Below are 22,931 nucleotides of genomic sequence, written 5' to 3'. Positions count from 1 at the left end.
TTTGTACAGTGTTTTTGTGTATGTTCCGACAATCTGAACAGGAGTCACACAACATCATGCTAACGATTAAAGAACATGCCCCCAGCCCTCAGGAATATTGTGACCTGCGCGTTGCCGCCGGTCTGTCAGCCAAATCCCTGCAAGCCGCCCAGATTGGCTTGCCCAATTCGTTATATGCGGTTTGTATGCGTGACGGCCAAAAGCTGATTGCCATGGGCCGGGTGGTGGGCGACGGTGCTTGCAATTTTGAAGTGGTGGATATTGCTGTCGATCCGCATTACCAAGGGCAGGGGCTGGGCAAACAGGTGATGGCCTATATTGACCAGTACCTGGCAGGAGCGGTATTGCCAGGCTCTTATGTTTCCATGATTGCGGATAAACCCGAGTTTTATCAAAAGCTTGGCTACCGGCTGGTGGCTCCCGCCAGTCAGGGCATGACTAAAAAGTTCAGTCCCGTACCTAATGGCGTGTGCAAATAGACAGGAAAGATAGATGGAAGATAATATTGCGGCGCTGGAAGCGCGCCTACGTAACGCCATGCTAAACGCCGATATCAGCGAGCTGGATACGCTGCTGGCCGACGATTTGCTGTTTACCAATCACCTGGGCCAGCTTCAATCCAAGCAGGACGATATCCAGGCGCATCGCTGTGGCCTATTAACGATAAGCGCTCTGGAGTTAGCCGACCTTAAGATTAAGCCTCTTGGCGATATGGCCATAGTGACTGCACAAGCTGATATTCAAGGCACCTATGCTGGGCAACCCGCCAATATAGTGCTGAGATTTACCCGTGTCTGGGCCAAGCAGGGCGATGCATTTCAGGTTATCGCTGCCCATGCATCCGCTGTGGCCTGAGATAATTACACAGTTATCCGCCAGCGATAAAGGCTGTGTTTATCTTTTCCTAAACTTAGCTGCCTGATTGATGGCAACTATGAAACGCCGGTTAAGATGAGCGCGGCGGTGAACCAGGGAAAATATATTGCTCACCCCTTTGTCGCCCCGGATGAATCCTATTTAATGTGGGATGCCGAGAAGGACGGCGAAAGCACCCCTGATATTTATATCAGCTTTCGCCAGCAAGACGGCTCTTGGGGCGAGGCCATCAATATGGGCGATACCATCAACACCCCCTTGTATGAACAGCGCCCCAAAGTCACACCTGATGGCAAATATCTGTTTTTCTGGAAGGGCGATGTGAAAACCCGCGACGATGGTAGCCGCTATGTGGTAGGTAGCCCCTATTGGGTGGATGCAAAAATCATTGAAACGCTTAGGCCCAAAGAGTAAATAAAGTGCAGTTTTCGGAGTGTTCATGGCGTTTTGGCCATTTACTAAGGTGACTTCTAGCTGGGGAAAATTCTGTCACTTGCTAGAGATTAAGGGAAATTCGAATATGAGAATGATACTTTTGCTTGTCATTAGCGCACTTATAAGCGCTTGTGCTGGACCTATAGCCAAAGGGCCGAAGTTTACTTCCCATCCTCAACTAGGAAACCAAGAATCACTGTTTTATTTGTACAAACCGAATACGCATGATGGCGTAACGGTCTGCCTGAAAGTGTTTTTGAATGATCTTGAAAAGGGCTGTCTTTCAGGTCAAGGATTTATCAGAGCAAACTTACCTCCTGGTCAGTACAAAGTTGTATTAAAACCTGATGCCTTTATCACTCACAATTTATTGGAGTTTGATGTGACCCTCTTGGCAGGACAGGCCAGTTACTACGCTTATTACACCACGCCAGGTAACGCGCCAGATGATGCTGTCGCTACACGTTTCTATTCCTATGGAGTTGACTCAGGTAATAACGTCATTATCAAAGTGGATGAGGATAAAGCATTGACTGAATTGGCTCAGTTAAATGAGTCAAATTAGTATCGAATAAGCCAATAGGAACAAAGAGAAGTATATGCAAACAGTAAAAGGTACCTGCCACTGCCAGGCTGTGGAATTTGAGGTGGACTTGATTGACGGGCATCAGAATATCCGTCGTTGTAACTGTTCTATCTGCAGTAAAAAAGGCGCCATTATGGCGGGCGTGACCTTGGATCGTCTGCGCGTTACCCGCGGCGAGGATAAGTTAAGCCTTTATCAATGGAACACCAAAATTGCCAAGCACTATTTTTGCAGTCTGTGCGGCATCTATACCCATCATCAGCGCCGCAGTGTACCTACCGAATACGGTTACAATCTGGCCTGTATTGAAGGGGTAGACCTGGCATCTTTTGAAGTCGGTGCCAGTAATGGTGCGGCGCAGTCCTTGGTGGATGCATCATAAGTAAACGAGGTTACCGGAGCGCCTTTGGTATGGCATCGCTCTGCAGCAGAAGTTTATTGTTGCGAGCCTGAAAGCCCATCCCTGTATTTCTTTACCACGAAGAACACGAAGAGTGAGACACCTCAATCAACCTTCGTGCGCTTCGCGTCCTTTGATACTATTGAGCTTTCTAACACGCCTGATTGAACGGCTTTAATTTGCCGTAAAGGCAACTGACAGGACGCCTGTTGTTAATGGGATCGGCGCGCCATATAAGATATGACGTTATAACGACCCGCTCCCGTTGTTTACCCTTATGTTGTACGAAGTAAGAGATTTTAATGGAAGTTAACGCTTTTTTAGTTAATGCCTTTACCGCCAATGGCCGCGGCGGTAACCCGGCCGGGGTGGTATTAAACGCCGATAATTTATCTGACCAGGACAAACTGAAAATCGCCCAGGCAGTGGGGTTTTCCGAAACCGCTTTTATCTGCCAGGATGAGGAAGTGGATTTCGCCGTATCCTTTTTTACCGTTACCGATGAAGTGGACTTTTGTGGACACGCCACTTTAGCGACTTTTTCTACGCTCTATCAGCAAGGCCTGATTAGTGAAGGGCGCTATATACAGCGAACCAAAGCCGGTTTATTGGGCGTAACTGTGGCATCTGATGGCCAGATAGTGATGGAACAAGCTCTGCCTGACTACCTTGGCGTTATTGATTACCAGACCATCGCCGAGATGATTGGCTTGGATGCCGAATTACTGGCTTCAACCCAGCTCCCCGTGGAGATAATTTCAACCGGCTTACCGGATATTATTGTGCCTGTGCCTTTTGGGTATTTGGATAAACTTCAGGTAAACAACGCGCTACTCAGTGACTATTGTAAACAGCATAACCTTGTTGGTATTCATGCCTTTGAGCTTTGCGATAAGGACAGCGGGCTGACCGCCAGTTGCCGGAACTTTGCGCCGTTATTTGGTATTCCCGAAGAGTCGGCTACCGGCAGTGCTAATGGTGCTTTGGCCTGTTATTTGACCAAGCATTTGGGCGATAAGCTTGGCAAGGCTTTTACCTTTGAACAGGGTAGGGCCATGGGCTGTGTATCTAGCATTACTGCCTCGGTAGAGTCAAACGAGCAGGGTATAGTGAAAGTCAGTGTTGGCGGCTTTGCCCGTGAGATAGGGCAGCAGACAGTCTGTTTGTAATTAACTAGCTAGGCAGGGAATGTTCAATCATTTCTCCTGGTGGTGTGCAGTTACATGTCCTTGAAATACGATATGAGAACTCAGCCTCTTCCCTGAGGCTGTATTCGTTTAGAAAGCGCGAATCTCAGCGATTTCGTCGGCGGTAATACCTAAGGATTCCAGGAACTTTTGATGTTCCTGTGGTTCTAGTTCCTCGAATTTTTGGTGCCATTTCACCATGTCGTTTTCGCTAAAACCGGCGGCTACCATGATTTCAACCCAGCGTGCTTTATTGACCATATTTTCCTCCATTAGACTCGGATCGTTGAGAAGCACAACTACCGCTTTTTGTTGTGCTCGTAGCGTTTGAATCTCTTGCTCCAACTTATAAAAGTGTTCTTTTAAAAGTGCTGCCTGAGATTCTCCCGTTCGGTTTAATAGCCCATGGATACTTGCCACCGACAAACCGTAAGAACGATAAGAGGCGATAGCCTTTAAGCGTTCAATTTCTTTATCGCCATACCAGCGATAGCCGTTTTCAGAGCGGTACGCCGGTAGTAACAGTTGTTGTTGCTCGTAATACAGAATCGTTGTACGAGACACTCCAGTGTGTTTTGCGAGTTGAGTAACAGTAAGCATGGCAGTTCCACAAGTTAACCGAGTCAGTATCCTCAACCCGTTACTAATAGACGGGTCAATACCTTATATTAAAACTTATCTACGCCCGTTGGTCGCAATGCATGGCAAGACAATCCGTGGTTTGGAAAAGATCCTTGCCTGGCGGGTATAAGTTTTTATTACCTTAGTGTTGATCGCTTCAACTGGCTGCAGATGATGAGATGAGTGCACCAATACAGCATTGATGTGATGCATTAAGGCGCAGATAAGCGTATTTTCGTGAGTTACTAAATAGCGCTAATGCGCCTCCCAGACCTGGTTGGCGCATCAGCATGCTCTCGGTATCTTGCTGTTTGATTAGCCTTTCGCCAGTGCGGCAATCGCGGCCAGGGCAATCTCTATCTCTTGTTCATTATTTATCAGGCTCGGTGCAAAACGGGCATAGGATTGGCGGTAGGGGGTAGAGCTCATAATCACCCCTTGGCTGTGCAACTTTTTGACTACCTCGTCGGGGTGCATACCCTCCACATCAAAACAGACTAAACCACTGGAAAGGGATGGGGTTATTGGCGTGTATAGCCTGACATAGGGCATTTTGGCCAGGCCTTCTTTGGTTTGGCTGTTGAGCTGATGAATACGACTTTGCACATTGGCTTTTCCCAGTTGCTGGTGTAGCTTAAATGCTTCGGGCAAGGCCCATCTATGCTCGAATGAGTGAAAGCCGCCCGGTGACATATGCTCGCCTATCGGCACCTGATCCTGGCTGCTGTAGCCCATCCATACATCATAGGACTGGCTAAAACTGGGGATCACCGCGTTAGTGCGTTGCCAGGCGCTATCTTTACCCCAAATCAGCCCGGTGCCTCGGGGGCCAAAAATCCATTTATGCGTACCGGCGATAAAGAAGTCACAACCTAGTTGGCTGATATCTTCATTTTCAATACCGAAACCATGCACACCGTCCACACAAAATAAGATCTGATCGGCGTCTGTTCGCTTTGCGTTAATGCCCTGAATCAGATCTGCCATCGCCCTGATGGGGAGCTTTACCCCGGTGGAGGAATGTACCCAGGTGACTGCCACCACGCGGGTTTTACTACTGATACCGGCTTTTAGGTTGCTGAGTATCTGGTCTACCTCAACCTTGGCCGGATCCTGGTACAAGGTAATGCGTTTAACCTTAGCGCCGGTACGATCGGCGCGTAATTGCAATGACAAGTCGGTGGAGTAATGGTCATGAACCGTTTGTACTATTTCGTCATCGGGATTCAATTTTAAACCGCTGTAGACCATGGCCAGGCCCATGGTAGTACTGTCCGTCAGAGCAATTTGATGACCCTGACCGCCCATATATTGCGCGGCGGCCTGGGCGATTTTGCCGTCAATGGTCATAAAGTGTTCATGCCAGTAATCTGCCGGGTTGCTGTCAAAGGCTTGTCTGTGCATGGCGATCGCATCGGCAACAGGCTTGGGATGAGAGGCGAGCAGAAAGGTGGCCAGGTGAATGTAGTCGTAGGTCAGTGGAAACAACTTTCTCAATCCCGACCAATCCGCTTGGGCCAGTGTTTTATGACTTAACTGGGTTTTGGGGCCCTCTGCCTGGGCAAAGGTGTTGAGGCTGCCGGCAGCGAGAGTTAAGCCGCTGCCGGTGAGAAATGCACGTCGCTCCATAATGAGCTCCCGCTGAAATATCTCATCCAGTATAGGCCAACTCATTTGAATGGGCGGGGTTTCTGTCGCCCAAGGCTATTCTTGCTTTGCACGCGCTGTGTTTACCATCTCCCGCACATCCGCCAGCAAGGCTTTGGCGTCATACACTATGCCGTCTTTAATAGTGTACTTCACGCCGCCAATACGGGTGGGACGGTTATTATCGTCCAGTTTAAAATGCCCTGTGCCGTACAGTACTTTAAAGTTGGCCAGCGGGTTTTCCTCCAGGATCACCATATCAGCCAGCTTGCCGGCACTGACAGAGCCTAAATCGTCATCCAGCCTCAAAGCCTGTGCACCATTTAAGGTGGCGGCTTGTACCACTTCCAGGGCATTAAAGCCGGCCTCGCGCAACAGCTCCAGCTCGCGGATATAGCCAAAACCATAGATTTTATAGATGTAACCCGAGTCGGAGCCGGTGGTCACCCGTCCGCCATGGTTTTTATAATCGTTTAAAAAGGCCATCCACAGCCGGTAGTTTTCCTTCCAGGCAATTTCATCATCGGTGGTCCAGTCAAACCAATAACTGCCGTGGGCATAGCGATTGGGCTGAAAAAAATCCCATAAGGTAGGCAGGGTGTAATCCTGATGCCAGACGGCTTGTTGCTCGCGCATCAGGTCGCGGCTGGCTTCGTAAATGGTCAGAGTGGGGTTTAAGGTGAAATCCAAACCTAACAGTTCATCCCGCACTTGGTTCCATTTGGTGCTGCCCGGTTTGGCGGCTTGTTGCCACAGCCGTCCGGCCTCGGCAAAACGGTGTTGTTCGTTGTTGTAATTGTAAGTGGGGGAATAATCCTGAATGCGCTGATGTTCAAACAAAGCTTCGGGTAAGCCGTACCAATGCTCCATGGTGGTCAGACCCAGGCGTGCCGAGTCCAGTACATTCATGCTCATCACATTTAATTGCGCGTGGTGCATGGCGCTGCCAAGTCGTTGCTGTTTGGCTTCATCCAGGGCGGCGTGCATGATCTTGGGCGGTGCGCCAAAAAACTTAATGCCCTTAGCGCCATGCTTGGCTGCCCACTCAACCCAGTTTCGTGCTTGTTTGGGGGTATAAATTGGGCTGTCACTGCCAAGACCAAAGCCAAAGTAGGGAATGATTCTGGGCGCCGTAACGCGGTTTTCTTCACTGCGTTTGACATGGTCCATCACCCAGTCAACACCATTAAAGCTGCCGGGCTCTCTTACCGTGGTAATGCCGTGCGCCAGCCACAACTTAAATACATATTCGGCCGGAATGTTATCCGCTGAGCCGCCAATATGGCCGTGCATATCAATAAAGCCAGGGAATACGTAATGGCCTTCAAGTTGCATCTCCTTGTCACCGGCAGCAGCTTTAGGTCGCCCACCATCCAGAATCGGGACGCCGGGGTTGCCGACACTGTGAATGGCACGGATGCGGTTATCTTGGATCACAATGTCCACCGGGCCACGGGCCGGCGCCCCTTCACCGTTGATCAGGGTAACACCCCGTAAAATTAGGCGGGAATAGGGGCCCTGGCCCTCTTTGGCAGGGCGATCTGGGGCACTGGCTCCGGGCTTAGCGAGGACCGACAGACTCAGCACCAGTCCCAACACGACTCCACAAAATTGGCGTATTTTCATTATTTTTCCTTTACTTATTCAGACTGTTAGCGGCAGAAGGTGAGGTTTTCACCGCAACATAAGCTGAAACATTTAAAAGTCCTGTGAAAAGTTAAACATATGTTATAAAAAATGCCGAGCCAGGTTGGAAGATCAGGAGAATAAAAATGGCCGTATTGAAGAAGATCGTACTGATAGTGGGAATATTAGTGGCGCTGTTTTTTGCCATTGGTTACATCTTGCCTTCCGAATTCAGGGTGGAGCGCTCCATCACTATTGATGCGCCTGCCGACAAAATTTATGCCCAGGTGGCGGATTTGGAAAAGTGGCAGGACTGGGGCGTTTGGTTTAAGCGCGATCCGGCCATGCAGGTGCATTACGATGGTCCCCGCTCCCAGGTAGGCATGCGTTCTGAGTGGATAAGCCAACAGGAGGGGAGCGGTGTGATGGAAATTATCGCCGCAGAGCCACATCGTCGCTTGGTATACAGCCTGTATTTTCCTGAATTTGAAATGGGCAGTACCGGTGAATTTATCCTTACCGATGAAGACGGCAAAACCCGGGTGCAGTGGGTAGATTATGGTGATGTGGGAGCAAACCCGATTAATCATTATTTTGCCCTGATGATGGACTCTATGGTGGGACCTGACTTTGAACTGGGTTTAGCAAACCTCAAAACTCTGGTTGAGAATAGCCGCGAGCAATAAAGGTTGGTCTTATACAGGTTGGCGTTGGTCGGGTATGGCTTGATTCTTCCTGCACGGGTTGATTCACTGCCTGTGATTACAACGAGTTAACATTTATGTCGAATCAGCTAACCCGAATGCTTGCCGCTTGGGATGAACAAAAAGACCAATTGCAATGGATACTGGCCACTATTATTGAAACTGCCGGTTCCAGTTACCGTAAAGCCGGGGCCATGATGCTGATAAACAGTCTGGGGCAATACCGTGGCTTGCTAAGCGGTGGTTGCCTGGAGGCGGATATTATGCGTCAGGCCAGACGCTGTTGGGACAGCGGCTATGCGCGGATCATTCAGTATGATCAACGTGACGAAGACGATTGGGCCTGGCAACTGGGCATAGGGTGTGGCGGCATGGTTAGGATTTTGCTACAGCCTGTTGATAAACAAAATGACTATTTACAATTGCATAGGCTTTATCAGGCATTACAGGCGCAGCAAAGCGTGCTGTATATGCAGTCTGTGAATGAAGTGCGGCCGGCAAATCAGGTACTTGAACATAAACCGGATTGGTTGGAAGGTCGCCTGTTGTCAGGCATCTTTACCCGCCCTGAAGGGCCAGCGTTTGTGCAGAAGGTGCGCCCCGCACCGCACTTGGCTGTCTTTGGTGGCGGCCTGGATGCTAAACCTCTGGTGGCGATGGCCAATGAGCTTGGCTGGCGGGTGAGCGTGATTGATCCGCGCCCGGCTAACGCCAGGCCAGAATGGTTCAGAGCAGCGCACTGTTATCGCGATGCTATTCATACCCTGGCCGGGCAGGCGTGGCTTGAACAAGTCGATGCTGCGGTTTTGATGGCTCACAATGTGGAGTTAGACGCTCAGGCATTGAAACTTTGTCAGAACTTATCCCTGCAATACCTTGGTGTGCTCGGTCCTGAGCATCGCACCGAACGAGTATTTAGCGTGGCTGGGGTGCGAGTGGCAGATATTCAGGCGCCTTTTTTCGGCCCTATTGGTCTGCGTCTTGGCGGTGAGCTGCCCGAGTCTATTGCACTGGCTGTACTGGCCGAGATTCATGCGGTATTAGAAGGTAAAGACGGCCTTTCCATCAGTGGTGAGCTGGGATCATGAAGTTGGCTGTTGTGATTCTTGCCGCTGGCAGCGCCAGCCGTTTCGGCGGGGTAAAACAGCTCGCCAGATTGGCCGGGCAGCCTATGCTAGTGCATTGCTTGCATGCCTACGCCAGACTTGGACAAATGCAGAGTTTGGTGGTGCTGGGGGCTAATGCCGACAAGATTGAACCTGTCTTGCCCGATTGGACTGACATGGTGGTTAATCCTAACTGGCGCCAGGGCATGGGTAGCAGCCTGTCCAGTGCTGTGGGATGGTTGCATTCAGAGGTGACACATTTACTGGTGGGATTGGGCGATCAGCCGGATATTCAGGCCGAGCAGCTAAATGCATTGATTGCGCAGGCGTGTTTGCATCCAAACAAACGCATCGCCGCCGCTTATGGCGACGGGCCGGGCGTACCGGCTATTTTTCCGCAACAGGATTTCGGCCTGCTGGCAAAACTGGAAGGTGACAGAGGGGCGAAACCCTTGTTGCTGGCCGAGCCACACAGGCTTGTCACCCTCGAGCTACAAGAAGCAAGTTACGATATAGATACCCAAGATGAATTAAAACAATGGCAACAAGCCAGGGGAACAAGACCATGATGAAATTCACCCTAAATGGTAAGCCGGTGTCGGTGGAAGCTGAAGCGGATATGCCGCTTTTGTGGGCGCTGCGCGACATGCTGGGCATGACCGGTACCAAGTACGGTTGCGGCATGGCGCTGTGCGGGGCTTGCACTGTGCATTTGGATGGACAGGCTGTACGCGCTTGTACCTTACCTATGTCGATGGTGGAAGGAAAGCAGGTTACCACCATTGAAGGACTGGCCAGTGATGCATCGCACCCGGTGCAACAAGCCTGGCAAAGCCACAATGTGCCTCAATGTGGCTATTGCCAATCCGGGCAGATGATGAGTGCCGCTGCGCTGTTGGCAAAGCACCCTAATCCGGATGACAAAACCATTGATGAACAAATGCAGGGCAATATCTGCCGCTGCGGCACTTATCCGCGCATTAAGGCGGCCATTAAGACGGCCGCGAAACTGGGGGCCAAGTCATGAGTGAGATAACCAATGTCAGCCGCCGGCAATTTCTTAAACTAAGCGGGATCAGTGCCGGCGGATTGGTTCTTGGGGGCTTGTTACCAGGCTTTAAACCTGTCTGGGCACAAGATGGCGATGCCCTCAGTGAGCTGAACCTGTTTGTCAGTATTGGTAGCGATGATCTGGTGCATATTATCTGCCATCGCAGCGAAATGGGTCAGGGTATTCGCACCGGTCTGCCACAAGTGGTGGCCGACGAATTGATGGCTGACTGGCACAAAGTCCGGGTCGTGCAGGGACTGGCCAATGCTGAATACGGTAGCCAGAACACCGACGGCTCGCGCTCGGTCAGACGTTTTTATCAGATTATGCGTGAAATGGGGGCCTCCGCCAGAACCATGCTGGAACAGGCGGCAGCCAACCAATGGCAAGTACCATTAGAGGAAGTGCAGGCTAAAGATCATCAGGTTGTGCATGCTAAAACCGGCCGCAGTTTGCGTTTTGGAGAGCTTGCTGAGTCCGCGTCGACACTAACACCACCGGCAAAAGAAACCTTAAAGCTAAAACCCGCCAGTGAGTTTACCTATATCGGCAAAAATGTGCCTATTGTGGATATGCCCGCCATATTGAACGGCAGCACGGTTTACGGTCAGGATGTACAGTTGCCCGGCATGTTGTACGCCAGTATTGAGCGCACGCCGGTGGTGGGGGCCAATGTCAAAGCCGTGGACAACAGTGCGGCGCTAAAGGTCAGCGGCGTGCTGGATACCTTTGTGATGCCAAAGCAAAGCGAGCCTGTATTATTTAAACCTTTGCCAGGTGTGGCTGTGCTGGCCACCAACAGCTGGGCGGCGATGCAGGGGCGTAAGGCGCTTAGCATTGAATGGACCGACAGCCCCCATGCTGGTCATGATTCAGAGGCTTATCTGGATGTACTCAAAGGCAGGGTGAAGCAACAGGGCAAGGTGATTCGTAGTGTTGGCGATGCGTACGCCGGTATGATGAACGCGGTGGATACTTTCGAAGCGCTCTACAGCGTGCCTTATCTGATTCATGCCCCCATGGAACCACCTGCGGCTACCGCGGTGTTTAACGACGGCAGTTGTGAAATATGGGCCTGTACCCAGACCCCGCAAAGCACCCAGCGTAATGTCGCCGAGGCATTGGGTATTGAGCCTGACAAGGTAAAAGTTAATGTCACTTTGCTGGGCGGCGGCTTTGGCCGCAAATCCAAACCGGATTTTTCGGTAGAGGCGGCGATACTGGCCAAACACACCGGTAAGCCGGTGAAAGTCAGCTGGAGCCGCGAGGATGAAATTCAGCATGGCTATTACCATGCCGCGGCCGCCATGCATTTCCAGGCAGGTGTAGATGACTCGGGTAGGGTGGTAAGCTGGATACAGCGCACTGCATTTCCCAGTATCAGCTGGACCTTTAATGGCACTACGGATGAACCCTCAGGCTCTGAGCTGGACTTAGGCTTTGGCGATCTGCCCTTTGTGCTGGATAACCTGTCATGCGAAACCCAAAAGGCCGAGGCCCATCTGCGCATCGGCTGGGTTCGCTCGGTAAGCAATATTCAGCATGCTTTTGCCATTGGCTCTTTTGTGGACGAGCTGGCGGATAAACTGGAGCGCCGTCCACGGGATTTATGGCTGGAATTACTGGGCGATGATCGATTGGTGGACCCTGAGCCTGAGGGCTTTAAATACGGTAATTATGGCGAATCCAAAGCGGTCTTTCCCATTGATATTGCGCGTTTAAAAGGGGTGTTAAATCTGGTGGCGGATAAAGCCGGTGTGGAAAAGCCCACGGCTAAAAACGAAGCCTGGGGCATTAGTGTGCATCGTAGCTTTGTCAGCTATGTAGCGGTGGCCACCAAAGTCAGGGTTGAAGGAGGCAAAGTGCAAGTGCTGGAGATGCACAGCGCCATTGACGCCGGTACTGTGGTGAACCCGGACAGGGTCAAATCGCAAATGGAAGGGGCGATGATTTTCGGGTTGTCACTGGCCATGATGGGCGACATCAGTGTGAAAGGGGGAGCTGTAGTGCAATCCAACTTCCACGATTACCCCATACTGCGTATCAATCAGTCGCCGTTAATTCATAGTTATATTGTTGAGTCCAGCCAGCCGCCAGGAGGAGTGGGTGAGCCTGGCGTCCCACCGGTTGCGGCCAGCTTATGTAACGCTATCTTCCGTGCCAGTGGTAAACGTATCCGCGATTTACCCATCAGCAAACATATGCAGGTATAACTAAGGCGGCATTAGCCGCCTTTTTCTTGTCAGTCTTAAACCACCTCCTATGGAGGTGGTGATCGTCCAGTCGGGGCTATGCCCGTAAAGCGCCCATGCTAGATACTGACTTTTGTTTGTTACCAGCAAATAAAGGAGTAAATAGCATGAGCCGATATGAATCCGCCTCACACGTATTCTATCGTTGTCAGTATCACATCGTGTGGACACCGAAGTATAGATACAAGATTTTGAAAGGTCAGGTGGGCAAAGAGCTTTACCGAAGTATCTATATTTTTTGCAGCATGAAGAAGTGTGTAGTGGTTGAACTGAATGTTCAGATTGACCATGTCCACTGGTGGTGAGAACGCCGCCGAGTTTAAGCGTGTCAGAGTTGATGGGGACATTGAAAGGCCGAACAGCCATCAGATTGTTCAACAAATTCCCTTATCTGCGGAAGAAGAAGTTGTGGGGAAACCATTTTTGGCAAAGAGGATACTTTGTCGATTCGGTAGGTGCTAACGAAGACATCATTCGCCGTTATGTGAAGTATCAGGATAAACAAGCCAAAGAGGAAGAAGAACGTCAACAGCGCTTAGAGCTCTCTTGAACAGAAAGGCACCCTTCTAGGGTGCCCTTAAGCAAAGCCACCTGCTATGCAGGTGGATTTTTACTGTCTTTTGACGCACGTTGCCAAGCGCTCTCTGCACAAATATCAGTATGAATCTGCAATGGGTTCATCAGCGTGCGATAAACAGGGCAGCGATTGGCAATCTCTACCAGCCGTTTCTGCTGCGCTGTATCAAGGGCTCCTTGCACGTAGATGGTTCGCTGAATTGTCTGTGTCGCTTGCTGCTGTTGTTGCGCACTTTGTGTGAGTGGTTTATGACGAAGTTCCACCCAGACGTTGTCTAAAGGCCACTGCTTGCGGTTGGCATACATACGCAATGTCATTACTGTGCAAGCACCGAGCGCGGCCAGAAGATGAGCGTATGGGTCTGGCCCTTGATCATCGCCGCCTGCTGATAAAGGCTCATCGGCTAACCAGTGGTGGTTGTCGCTGGTAATGGCTAAGGTCATTTTATGATTCTGCTCTTCTACCCTGACCAGCCCTTCAGTCGAGCCTTTTTCCGGGGTGCGGAGATAGCCGCTAGCCCAACTGGCAATCGTCTCTCCCACATATCGGGCATCTTCTGTGCGTGTCAGCAGATGATCGGCATGAGGCAAGGCGATTAAGCTTTTTGGGTGACGGGCATCATGAAAAATTTTTTCCGCTTCACTGATGGGGACTTGGTCATCCAGGGGAGCATGTATGATCAATAACGCTTTAGTTAATTCGCTTAAGTACGCGCCCTGATAACGGTTAATTTCATCTAAAAACGGTTTCTTTATTTTGAACGACTGGTTATGCAGGTGCATGTTTACTTGTGCTTGTTTGTGCATCTGCAGCAGGGAGTCAACAAAATGCCGGGCCACAGGGGCGGCGCTATGAGGTGCGCCAAGGGTGACAATGGCCGTGGCTTGGCTGACCTTGCCTGCCATGGCTAACACTGCGGCCCCTCCTAAGCTATGGCCAATCAGCAGAAAAGGCGCTTGATAGTGACAACGCAGGAAGTCCACGGCAGCGAGCAGCGTATCGATGCTTGCCGCAAAATTTGGATTAGCCGGGTCGCCGTCTTGGTTGCCAAGGCCGGTCAAATCCACACGCATCACACCTATGCCCTGGGCGTTTAAAGCCAGGCTGATAGTTGATGCGGCCGTACTTTGTTGATCACAACTAAAGCAATGAACGAGTAACGCGTAACCCTTTGTGTCCCCGCCCGGCAGTTCCATCAGCGCGTTAATGGAGGTGCCTAGGTAATCAAAGGTGATGTCAGTACGCATGCGGGGTCCCCGGGTATTTCTGAACGCTCCGTTAAACAGCCTGACTGGCAGCGAGTCCCTAGCATGGCTAAAGCATAGTGGATAATGACCAGAGTGCGCGTATGAAGGGGAATTAGGTGTGGGCGATAAGCAAAACGCTGTGCTATTTGCGCTAAAAAAAGACCGGCTTTTGCGCCGGTCTGGTTAGGTTAAAGCAGGGCAACCAATTGCCTTAGCAGAGCAGGGTGAGCAGGCCAGGCCGGGGCGGTAACAAACTTACCGTCTGTGATGGCCTCATCCATTTGCAAGTCCACATACTCGCCGCCGGCTTGTCTTACTTCCGGTGCGCAGGCGGGATAGGCGGAAATTTTCTTACCTTCAATAACATTGGCGGCGGTAAGTAACTGCGCACCGTGACAAACGGCCGCTATCGGCTTGTTGCTGGCCGCAAATGCTTTGATGATAGCCAGTACTTTATTATCCAGGCGAAGATACTCTGGCGCACGTCCACCGGGTAGATAAAGGGCATCGTATTCAGAAGCCGCAACCTGGTCAAATTCGGCATTCAAGGTGAAGTTGTGGCCGCGTTTTTCGGTATAGGTTTGATGTCCCTCAAAGTCATGAATACAGGTGGCGATACTGTCATTCTTTCCCTTGCCCGGACAGACCGCATCTACCTGATGGCCCATGGCCAATAGTGCCTGAAAGGGCACCATATTTTCATAGTCTTCAACAAAGTCACCGGTGATCATCAATATCTTAGCCATAAATTCCTCCTGGAAATGTTTGTAATGCTAAATAAGAGTATCCACTGAAATGGCAAACAACGCTTTTGGTTTTATCGCACTTCGTCAACTGTCATCTTCTGTGACCGAAGGTTAATGTGCAAGTTTCAGAACGATAACCCCTGATATGATTAACAGCACACCAAAGTACCGGGCCAGACTGGTGGCATCACCATAAAACAGGATACCGACCAAAAATGTACCGGCCGCGCCAATGCCTGTCCACACCGCATAAGATGTGCCCATAGGGATTTGCTTTTGTGCCAGCCACAATAAGGCGCCACTAATGCCCATAAGAGATCCCCAGTATGCGGGTGCCTTCCTGTTGAGCGAGCTTCAGGCCGACCGGCCAGCCTATTTCAAATAAGCCGGCCAGAATCAGATATACCCACGCCATAGAAAACGCTCTTACTTGTTATGACAGAGGTTGAGTATGACCGATTTTATCTATGCCAGGCATATGCGCTACGACTAAACTCGGTCTCTATCAGACGAGAATACAGTCAGGCTTCGCTTTGCGCTTCAGCAAAACTCTGGTCCATACTTTCCGCCGGGCAGGGGCAATTGGTTCTACCCACTATCTTGGCGGGTACACCAACCACAGTAGTGTGCGCGGGGACGGCATGCAGTACTACTGAGCCTGCACCAATTTTAGCCCCGTTACCTACCTCAATATTACCCAGCACTTTAGCCCCGGCACCTATCATCACGCCTTCGCGGATCTTAGGATGACGGTCACCACATTCATTGCCGGTGCCGCCTAAGGTTACCCCTTGCAGAATGGATACATTGTCTTCAATGACCGCGGTTTCCCCAATCACGATACCGGTCGCATGGTCAAACATAACCCCCTTACCAATTTTGCAGGCTGGGTGGATATCGATACCGAACACCTCGGAATTACGGCTTTGGATGAAACGCGCCAAATCTCTGCGCTTTTGCTGCCACAGACAATGGGCAAGGCGGTGTACCTGAATGGCCTGGAAGCCCTTCAGATTAAGCAATACGGTCAGGTACTTGTCGATTGCAGGGTCACGGTCAATTACCGCTTTAATGTCGCAACTGACATGAGTCAGCATATTGTCGCAATTAACAAAAGCCTGGTCGAACAGCTCACGGAAGGTAAAGGCTGATACAACACCGTCGGTCAGTTTATTGGCGACGATAAAACTCAAGGCACTCCCCAAACAGCTGTGATTGAGAATGCAGGAATAAACGTGACTGGCCAGTAAAGGTTCGCTGCGGATCAGATCTTCTGCTTCCAGCCGCAATTGTTGCCATATTTGATGACGCATGGAAAAACCGTGATTTTCAATGGTGGCGGCTATTGTACGCGCCAATGGCGCCAAGGTCTTGTAATTAACAGGAATGGTTCATTGCAAAACTGTATTAACCACTGGGAGTACGCTACCTGGCGACGTCGTATGGCGGCATTTTCCTGCGGGCGTGCTTAGGAAAAAAGCCGCCCCGAGAGGATGGGGCGGCTTTTTATTAGTTTGGTGTGAATCGGCTGACCAAACGCTTGCTGTCGGCCAGCATATTGGTGGTGGCACGGCGCAGTTTGAGTAGACCCAGGTAGGTTAGGGGCAATAAAAACAGGCTGGTCAGGGTGGAAAACAGCAATCCGCCGATAATGGCAATGGCCATTGGCGCATAAGGGGGGCCATCTCCGCCTATTTGTGTGCCGCCCAGCGCCAGCGGGACCAATCCCAGTACTGTGGTAGATACTGTCATCAAGATTGGACGCACGCGACTCAGGCTACCGGCGATAATGGCCTCGATAACAGTCTGTCCCTCGCCAATCAGTTGGTTGATACGGTCAACTAACACGATGCCGTTGTTAACGACTATTCCCATCAGGATCAGCATGCCGATCATACCTATTACCGACATATTGGTGCCGGTTAGCAAAAATGCCCAGAATACGCCGGTGAAGGAAAACAGCAGCGAGGTGATCACGGCGGTTGGCAGTAGCAGTGATTCAAACAGCGCCGCCATTACTATATAGATCATGCAAATGGCCAGTAACATATTAATCTGCATCACGGCCTCAGATTCATCCTGATTGCGGAAGCTACCATCCAAGGTCCAAGTGTAGCCACTTGGCAGACTAATATGTGCCATTACGTCTTCAATACGGTGGCGGGCCTGCTCGAGGCTGGTACCTTCTTCGAGATTGGCGCCAATGCCCAGCGCGGTTTGCCGGTAGTAGCGACGAATCTGTGACAGACGAGGCAGGATCTCGATATCTGCAACCATATCCAGGGTGATATTTTGCTGACCTTCCCGTTTTATAGTCAGACGTTTCAGTTCATCCAGCGAATGTTGCAAGGATTGGTCGAATAGCAGACGAATATCCATTTCACCACTTTGCGCATGGCGAAAGGTACGCAGGTTGCTGCCGCGCAGCGCCATGGCGACGGTATTGGCCACGGTGTCGGCCGACAGACCAAAGCGGAAGGCTTTTTGCCGGTCTACGCGGATCTGCAGTTCTTTCTTCTGACCATTAATATCGGCCCTGACATCGGCCAGACCCTCGATGCTGGCCAGCACCGGGGTGATCTGGTCAGCGATACTCATCAGAGTTTCTGACGACTGACCCAGCAAGGTCAGACGCACGCCGCCCTTACTTTCGTTCCAGCGAAAACTCGGCTTGCTGCGTACAAAGCTCGGCATATCTTTTTTGATCAATTCCTTCAGTTCGGCTTGGCTAAGAGGCAGATCATCATGCAGGGTTAACCCGGATACGGCATGGCCGGGATTATAGTAGCTGTATACCTGTTTGATGTGAAAACGTGCCTGATTGGCATACAGGTACGCCTCCATGCGTTCCACTTCTTTTTCCACCTCTTCAAGATTGAAGTTGCCCTCAATGTTGTAATTGAGCCACAGACGGTTATTGGGATTGTCGTTATCGCCGTCATTGGTCACCACACCCATAGGAATGGCGGTAGAGAGTAAGATGGCAATGGCAATTAAGGTGGTTTTGCCCTGATGATTTAGCGTCCAGGTCAGTACGCGCTGATACCAGTTGGCAAGTTTACCCTGGCCTGTTCGCACTTTGACCTTGTGTTGTTTCAGGCGACTGGCCAGAAGTGGGATCAGAGTCTGGGCGATAAGTAGCGAGGCAAACAACGAAATACAAATGGCAATGGCCACATGCTCCAGAAACACCGTGACTTCTTGCTTCTCGCCGACAATATTGGGCAAGAACACGATAGCCGTAGTGGCCGTACCGGCTATGACCGCCAGACTGACCTTGCCCACACCGGCTTTGGTGGCCTGAATGGCATCGGCCTGGGTTTCTCGTTCGTGGCTGATGCTCTCGGTCACCACCACGGCATTATCCACCAACATCCCGATGGCCAGCATCAGCCCCATCATAGACAGAATGTTAAGGCTATAGCCCATAAACAACATGCAACCCAGGGTAATGCATATAGCAAAGGGTACCGACAGCACCACAATCAGGGTAGGGGCCCATTGGCGCAGGAAGGCATACAGAACAATCACAGATAGCAATGCACCAAGCATGCCGGCACTAAGCAAGTCGCTGAGGGATTTGGTCACACTTTGTGCTTCATCCTGCATGATGAAGAGGTTGATACCTTTAAACGCCGGGTTTTCATTGGCCTCATCAACCACCTTAAGTACCGCTTTTGAAACGTCCACCAGATTACTGCCGGATTCACGGTAGATGTTTAACCCCACCGCATAGGTGCGATCCAAATGGCGCCCTTCGGTACGCTGTGGGGTTTCATAATTGATATCGGCAATGTCTTTGAGGCGTATACCGGGCTGAATAATCAAGTCTTCAATTTCTTCCTTGCTGCGAAACTCTCCCTGAGGATTGACGGTGATCTTTTGCTCCAGGGCGAAGAAATGCCCGGCCGTCATGGAAAAGTTCGCATCCCGTAGGGCTTTGTTCAGAGCTTGGAGGTTAATATGTAAGGCGGCGATACGCTGCGCATCCAGGCGAATGGCAATCTGCTTTTTCATCACACCATAGAGTTCTACCTTAGAGACCCCGGCCACCCGTTCAATAGGCATCTTGAGGTTGCGATCCAGCAGGTCATAGGCATTGGACAGATCTCGCTCACTGGATACCCGTAGCTGGAAGATAGGTAAGTCGGCGGTATTGAATTGATACACCATGACGCGCTCAACATCGGAGGGCAACAGATGGCGGATCGCGTCGATTTTTTCGCGGGCTTCTATGCCTTTGGCGCTTAAGTTTTCTCCCCAGTTAAACTCCAGGCTGACTTCCGCGCTGTTCTCGTTGGATGTGGAGGACAGGCGTTTGACATCCGCCATGGTTGCCAGCGCTTCCTCAACGGGCTTAGTGATCATTTTCTCCACTTCCGCCGGCGTGGCATTCGGATAGGGAACCACCACCATGATCTGAGGAATATCAATGCCGGGAAATTTTTCCAGCGGCAACATGCGGCTGGCCAGTAAACCTAACATCAGCATGGAAAAGAACAGCATGCAGACAGTAACAGGCTTACGGATGGCGAAGTCGGTAAGATAGACGCCTATGTTTTCAAGCTTGTTCATGACTGACCTCCAGGCTCTTATTGGCCGTTGCGGCAAAGCGTTTGCGGTCAAACAGGCTGTATAACACCGGGATAAGCAATAAGGTCAGTACAGTGGCAAATAGCAAACCGCAGATAACGGTAACGGCCATAGGGGTTCTGATTTCAGCCCCTTCACCTAAGCCGATGGCCATGGGCAGCAGGCCCAATGTGGTGGTCAGTGTTGTCATCAGGATGGGGCGTAAACGGCTGCTGGCGGCGGCAAAAATGGCCTGCTGCTTATCGCTGCCGGCTTCGCGCAATTGGTTGATACGATCAACCAGCACGATGGCGTTGTTAACCACAATGCCTGCCAGCATAATCAGGCCGATAAATACCACCACACTGATGTTAGTGCCGGTCAGGAATAGCCCGTAAATGGAACCGGCACAGGCAAGGGGGACGGTAAACAGGATTAAAAACGGGTGCAGCAGAGACTCAAATTGTGAAGCCATCACCAGATACACCATAAAGACAGCGAGCAGCAGGGCGAATTTCAACGAATCGAAAGACACCTGCATCTCTTCATTCTGACCTGCAATGCGGGCCTGCATGCTCATAGGCAGCTTGAGTTCAGATAGGATTAACTTGGCTTGGGCCACGGCTTCACCTAGATCGCCATGGGCCAGATTCGCTGACACCAGCGCAACTCGCTCCTGACCGACCCGGGTAATTTCACTGGGACCCACCGACATCTGAATGTCAGCCACCGCATCTAAAGGGATGGCAGGGCTTGAACCGGGGTTGATGGTCATACGGGCGATGTCTTCGATAGAGTCGCGCTGGCGGGTTTGAGTTCTGACTAAAATATCTACCTTGCGATCATCAATAGCATAGCGACTGGCGACCTCGCCACCAATTTTGGCGGCGATCAATTTGGATACGTCAGCGGCGCTCAGTCCCAGTTGGGCCAGTCTGGCATGATCAAAATAGATTTTCAGCTCGGGGTGACCGGCGCGCAATGTGGATTTGACATCAGCAAAGCGATCATCTGCCTCGAGCATGCTAACGAGTTTGTCAGCGTGATGGGCCAGTAAGGTCAAGTCATAGCCAGTCAGTTGGATCTCCAGTGGCGTGGAAAAACTGAACATCTCGGGTTTGCCAAATTTTGCCGTGACCCCTGCTTGTGTGTGCAGGTAGTCGCGCATGGCTGCCGTGACCGCAGCTTCTTGTTGGCTATCACTGCCTTGCTGCAACACGACGTTCAGTTTGCCCCAATAATCGCCGCCCTGACTGGGAGAGGCGTTCATCAGGCTGCCAGTGCCGGCCAGCGAGTAAGTACGCTCAACAGCGTCTAATGACTGGGTGTAGTGTGCCAGTTTTTCCAGTACATGATCGGTATCTTGCAGTTTCGCGCCTGTAGACAGGTTTACTTCCACATAGAACTCGCCCTGAGACATAGGAGGGATAAGTTCCACGCCAAGTCGCGGTAGCAGGGTCAGTGACAGTAAAGCGCTGCCTAGCACCAGGCCCAGGGTGACCAATCGATGTTGCATCGCCTGATGTAAGAGCTTCTGATAGCCTCCCTCAATCAGGGTAAAGGCATGTTCAAACACCCAGAGCAAGGGCTTGAACAAGAGTCCCAGACCTTTTCGTATTAAGCGGGTCATGGCGATGATAAGACTGCTGATGGCCAGTGACAGCAGATAAATCATACCCGCCACGCCTTTTAGCAGCATACGAAACGGCCAGACCAGATAGTAGAAGATCTTGCCAATTTTGCTGGTGGGTAGTTTATGCGTCGCATTAGGGCCAAGATCCAAAGGTGCTTGGGCGCTGTCTTGGCCATTGTCACTTTTTTCTCGCGCGGCCAGCATAGGGATTAACGTCAGTGCCACTACCAAGGACGCAGCCAAGGCAAAGGTCACTGTCAGCGCTTGATCGCTGAACAGTTGCCCGGCCACGCCTTCAACAAACACCAAAGGAAAAAACACTGCCATGGTGGTTAGGGTGGACGCCACTATCGCGTTGGACACTTCCTTGGTACCTTGGGCTGCCGCCTTATGGGCATGGGTACCGTGTTTTTTATGTCTATCGATGTTTTCCAGCACCACGATACTGTTGTCCACCAGTAAGCCTATGGCCAGGGCTATGCCCCCTAGGCTCATAATGTTAAGGCTGATGTCATTGCCATACATAAGATTGAAGGTGGCGATAATGGAAACCGGGATGCTGATAGAGATAATCAGGGTGGGCCAGATGTTTTTCAAAAACAGGTAGAGCACCAGCATCGCCAGGATCCCGCCAATAATGGCTGCTGACTTCACTTCGTCAATGGCGTTGGCGATAAACAGCGACTGGTCGTATACCACTTGCAATTGATACTGAGCAGGAATGTCTTTTTCAATTTGTGCCAGTCGGCGTTTGACGTTATCGGCAACCTGAACGGTATTGGCGTCACCCTCTTTGTATATGGCGACCTCAACCCCTTCCAATGCACCAAAACGGGTGACGGAATCCCGCTCTTTGTGACTGTCTATAATCTCGGCAATATCGGCCAGACGAATATTACGGCCCTCACGGGAGGCGATAAAAAGGTCCCGCATCTGGTCGAGATTTTGGAATTGGTTAAGGGTGCGCACCAGATATTCACGGCTGCCGTCCTCAACCCGTCCACCTGAAGTATTGACGTTTTCGGCTTTAAGGCGGGCGATGACGTCCTCTAGCTTAATATTGAGCTGACTGGCTTTATCCTGGTCAATCAGTACCTGGATTTCATTTTCCAGCCCGCCGCCGACTTTCACCGAGGCCACGCCATTGACCGACTCAAGCTTACGCTTAAATTCTTCTTCAGCGTAAGTACGCAGGCGCTTGGTTGCTTCAGTATCAAGATTACCCTGACTGGCACCCAGACCCATACGCAAGATAGGATCCATATTGGGATTAAAACGCAGCAACAGAGGCTTTTTGACGTCCAGTGGGAGCTGGATAATGTCGAGTTTTTCGCGCACATTCAGACTGGCCAGATCCATCTTGGTACCCCATTCAAACTCCAGCACCACATCGGACTGACCCGCTTTAGACGTGGAGGTGACGGTGCGTACGCCTTTGACCACACCTACGGCTTCTTCAATAGGCTTGCTGACCAGTTGTTCCACCTCACCAGGGGCGGCGCCGGGATAATCGGCACGGATGGTCAGGGTAGGGTAAGACAGTTCAGGTAACAGGTTTAAGGCTAAACGGGACAATGACACCATGCCGAATAACAAGATGGCAAAAGTGAACATCCACACGGTAACGGGCCGTTTAACGGCAACATCGACTAGACTCATGATGGT

Annotated in this window: 19 protein-coding genes and 2 pseudogenes; 12 read left to right on the top strand and 9 right to left on the bottom strand. The window is 51.0% G+C overall.

All coding sequences use genetic code 11. The features are described from left to right. Positions 1-56 precede the first annotated feature (56 nt). The 6 genes from IEX02_RS16305 (at position 57) to IEX02_RS16280 (ending at position 3,466) form a co-directional block, all read left to right on the top strand. Positions 57-479, top strand: coding sequence for a GNAT family N-acetyltransferase (locus IEX02_RS16305; RefSeq protein ID WP_373285032.1), 423 nt, complete (start codon positions 57-59; stop codon positions 477-479). A 13-nt stretch (positions 480-492) separates the two neighbouring features. After that, on the top strand, positions 493-855 hold the full coding sequence (locus IEX02_RS16300; protein ID WP_188697589.1) for a nuclear transport factor 2 family protein: 363 nt from the start codon (positions 493-495) through the stop codon (positions 853-855). 108 nt (positions 856-963) lie between these two features. Then, complete coding sequence (locus tag IEX02_RS16295) at positions 964-1,290, top strand: hypothetical protein (protein ID WP_229702257.1); 327 nt, start codon at positions 964-966, stop codon at positions 1,288-1,290. Positions 1,291-1,396: 106 nt separating this feature from the next. Next, positions 1,397-1,876, top strand: a complete 480-nt coding sequence (locus tag IEX02_RS16290; RefSeq protein ID WP_188697586.1) for a hypothetical protein — start codon at positions 1,397-1,399, stop codon at positions 1,874-1,876. Between the two features lie 34 nt (positions 1,877-1,910). Beyond that, the gene (locus IEX02_RS16285) at positions 1,911-2,279 is read left to right on the top strand and encodes a GFA family protein (protein WP_188697584.1); all 369 of its coding nucleotides are present in this window, start codon (positions 1,911-1,913) and stop codon (positions 2,277-2,279) included. Positions 2,280-2,599: 320 nt separating this feature from the next. Next, positions 2,600-3,466 carry a PhzF family phenazine biosynthesis protein gene (locus IEX02_RS16280; protein ID WP_188697580.1) on the top strand — a complete coding sequence of 289 codons (867 nt, stop codon included), beginning with the start codon at positions 2,600-2,602 and terminating at the stop codon, positions 3,464-3,466. A gap of 108 nt (positions 3,467-3,574) precedes the next feature. Here IEX02_RS16280 and IEX02_RS16275 read toward each other — a convergent pair whose 3' ends face one another. The 3 genes from IEX02_RS16275 to IEX02_RS16265 all read right to left on the bottom strand — a co-directional run bounded on the left by IEX02_RS16275 (position 3,575) and on the right by IEX02_RS16265 (position 7,378). Beyond that, entirely contained in the window at positions 3,575-4,084 is a 510-nt protein-coding gene (locus IEX02_RS16275) for a MerR family transcriptional regulator (RefSeq protein WP_188697577.1), read from the bottom strand. Between the two features lie 336 nt (positions 4,085-4,420). Continuing rightward, a complete protein-coding gene (locus tag IEX02_RS16270) occupies positions 4,421-5,734 on the bottom strand; it encodes an aminotransferase class V-fold PLP-dependent enzyme (RefSeq protein ID WP_188697574.1) in 1,314 nt (437 codons plus the stop codon). A gap of 75 nt (positions 5,735-5,809) precedes the next feature. After that, complete coding sequence (locus IEX02_RS16265; RefSeq protein ID WP_188697570.1) at positions 5,810-7,378, bottom strand: amidohydrolase family protein; 1,569 nt, start codon at positions 7,376-7,378, stop codon at positions 5,810-5,812. Between the two features lie 146 nt (positions 7,379-7,524). Here IEX02_RS16265 and IEX02_RS16260 point away from each other — a divergent pair, with 146 nt between their 5' ends. From IEX02_RS16260 to tnpA, 6 genes and pseudogenes are all read left to right on the top strand, one after another. After that, on the top strand, positions 7,525-8,064 hold the full coding sequence (locus tag IEX02_RS16260) for an SRPBCC family protein (protein ID WP_188697568.1): 540 nt from the start codon (positions 7,525-7,527) through the stop codon (positions 8,062-8,064). 95 nt (positions 8,065-8,159) lie between these two features. Further along, positions 8,160-9,170: an XdhC family protein gene (locus tag IEX02_RS16255; RefSeq protein ID WP_188697565.1), complete on the top strand. Its 1,011-nt coding sequence runs from the start codon at positions 8,160-8,162 to the stop codon at positions 9,168-9,170. Continuing rightward, positions 9,167-9,757, top strand: a complete 591-nt coding sequence (locus tag IEX02_RS16250; protein WP_188697562.1) for a nucleotidyltransferase family protein — start codon at positions 9,167-9,169, stop codon at positions 9,755-9,757. Before IEX02_RS16255 ends, IEX02_RS16250 begins: the two co-directional genes overlap by 4 nt. Then, entirely contained in the window at positions 9,754-10,215 is a 462-nt protein-coding gene (locus IEX02_RS16245) for a (2Fe-2S)-binding protein (protein WP_188697559.1), read from the top strand. Before IEX02_RS16250 ends, IEX02_RS16245 begins: the two co-directional genes overlap by 4 nt. Then, positions 10,212-12,452, top strand: a complete 2,241-nt coding sequence (locus IEX02_RS16240; protein ID WP_188697557.1) for a xanthine dehydrogenase family protein molybdopterin-binding subunit — start codon at positions 10,212-10,214, stop codon at positions 12,450-12,452. The genes IEX02_RS16245 and IEX02_RS16240 overlap by 4 nt, the downstream gene beginning before the upstream one ends. Positions 12,453-12,598: 146 nt before the next feature. After that, a pseudogene (tnpA, locus tag IEX02_RS16235) lies at positions 12,599-13,041 on the top strand (IS200/IS605 family transposase). Positions 13,042-13,085: 44 nt separating this feature from the next. Here tnpA and IEX02_RS16230 read toward each other — a convergent pair. The 6 genes and pseudogenes from IEX02_RS16230 to IEX02_RS16205 form a co-directional block, all read right to left on the bottom strand. Further along, complete coding sequence (locus IEX02_RS16230) at positions 13,086-14,315, bottom strand: bifunctional alpha/beta hydrolase/OsmC family protein (protein WP_188697555.1); 1,230 nt, start codon at positions 14,313-14,315, stop codon at positions 13,086-13,088. 188 nt (positions 14,316-14,503) lie between these two features. Further along, entirely contained in the window at positions 14,504-15,061 is a 558-nt protein-coding gene (locus tag IEX02_RS16225; RefSeq protein WP_188697554.1) for a DJ-1/PfpI family protein, read from the bottom strand. Between the two features lie 111 nt (positions 15,062-15,172). Beyond that, positions 15,173-15,476, bottom strand: a pseudogene (locus IEX02_RS16220) (DMT family transporter). A gap of 106 nt (positions 15,477-15,582) precedes the next feature. Beyond that, on the bottom strand, positions 15,583-16,374 hold the full coding sequence (gene cysE / locus IEX02_RS16215) for a serine O-acetyltransferase (protein WP_188697552.1): 792 nt from the start codon (positions 16,372-16,374) through the stop codon (positions 15,583-15,585). Positions 16,375-16,570: 196 nt separating this feature from the next. After that, positions 16,571-19,636 carry an efflux RND transporter permease subunit gene (locus IEX02_RS16210; protein WP_188697550.1) on the bottom strand — a complete coding sequence of 1,022 codons (3,066 nt, stop codon included), beginning with the start codon at positions 19,634-19,636 and terminating at the stop codon, positions 16,571-16,573. After that, positions 19,623-22,925 carry an efflux RND transporter permease subunit gene (locus tag IEX02_RS16205; RefSeq protein WP_188697548.1) on the bottom strand — a complete coding sequence of 1,101 codons (3,303 nt, stop codon included), beginning with the start codon at positions 22,923-22,925 and terminating at the stop codon, positions 19,623-19,625. The genes IEX02_RS16210 and IEX02_RS16205 overlap by 14 nt, the downstream gene beginning before the upstream one ends. Positions 22,926-22,931: the final 6 nt, after the last annotated feature.

It is taken from the genome of Bowmanella pacifica (assembly GCF_014645355.1).
In the GTDB taxonomy this organism is placed as follows: domain Bacteria; phylum Pseudomonadota; class Gammaproteobacteria; order Enterobacterales; family Alteromonadaceae; genus Bowmanella; species Bowmanella pacifica.
The sequence above is the reverse complement of the archived record's forward strand: the minus strand, read 5'-3'. Positions and strand labels throughout refer to the sequence as shown.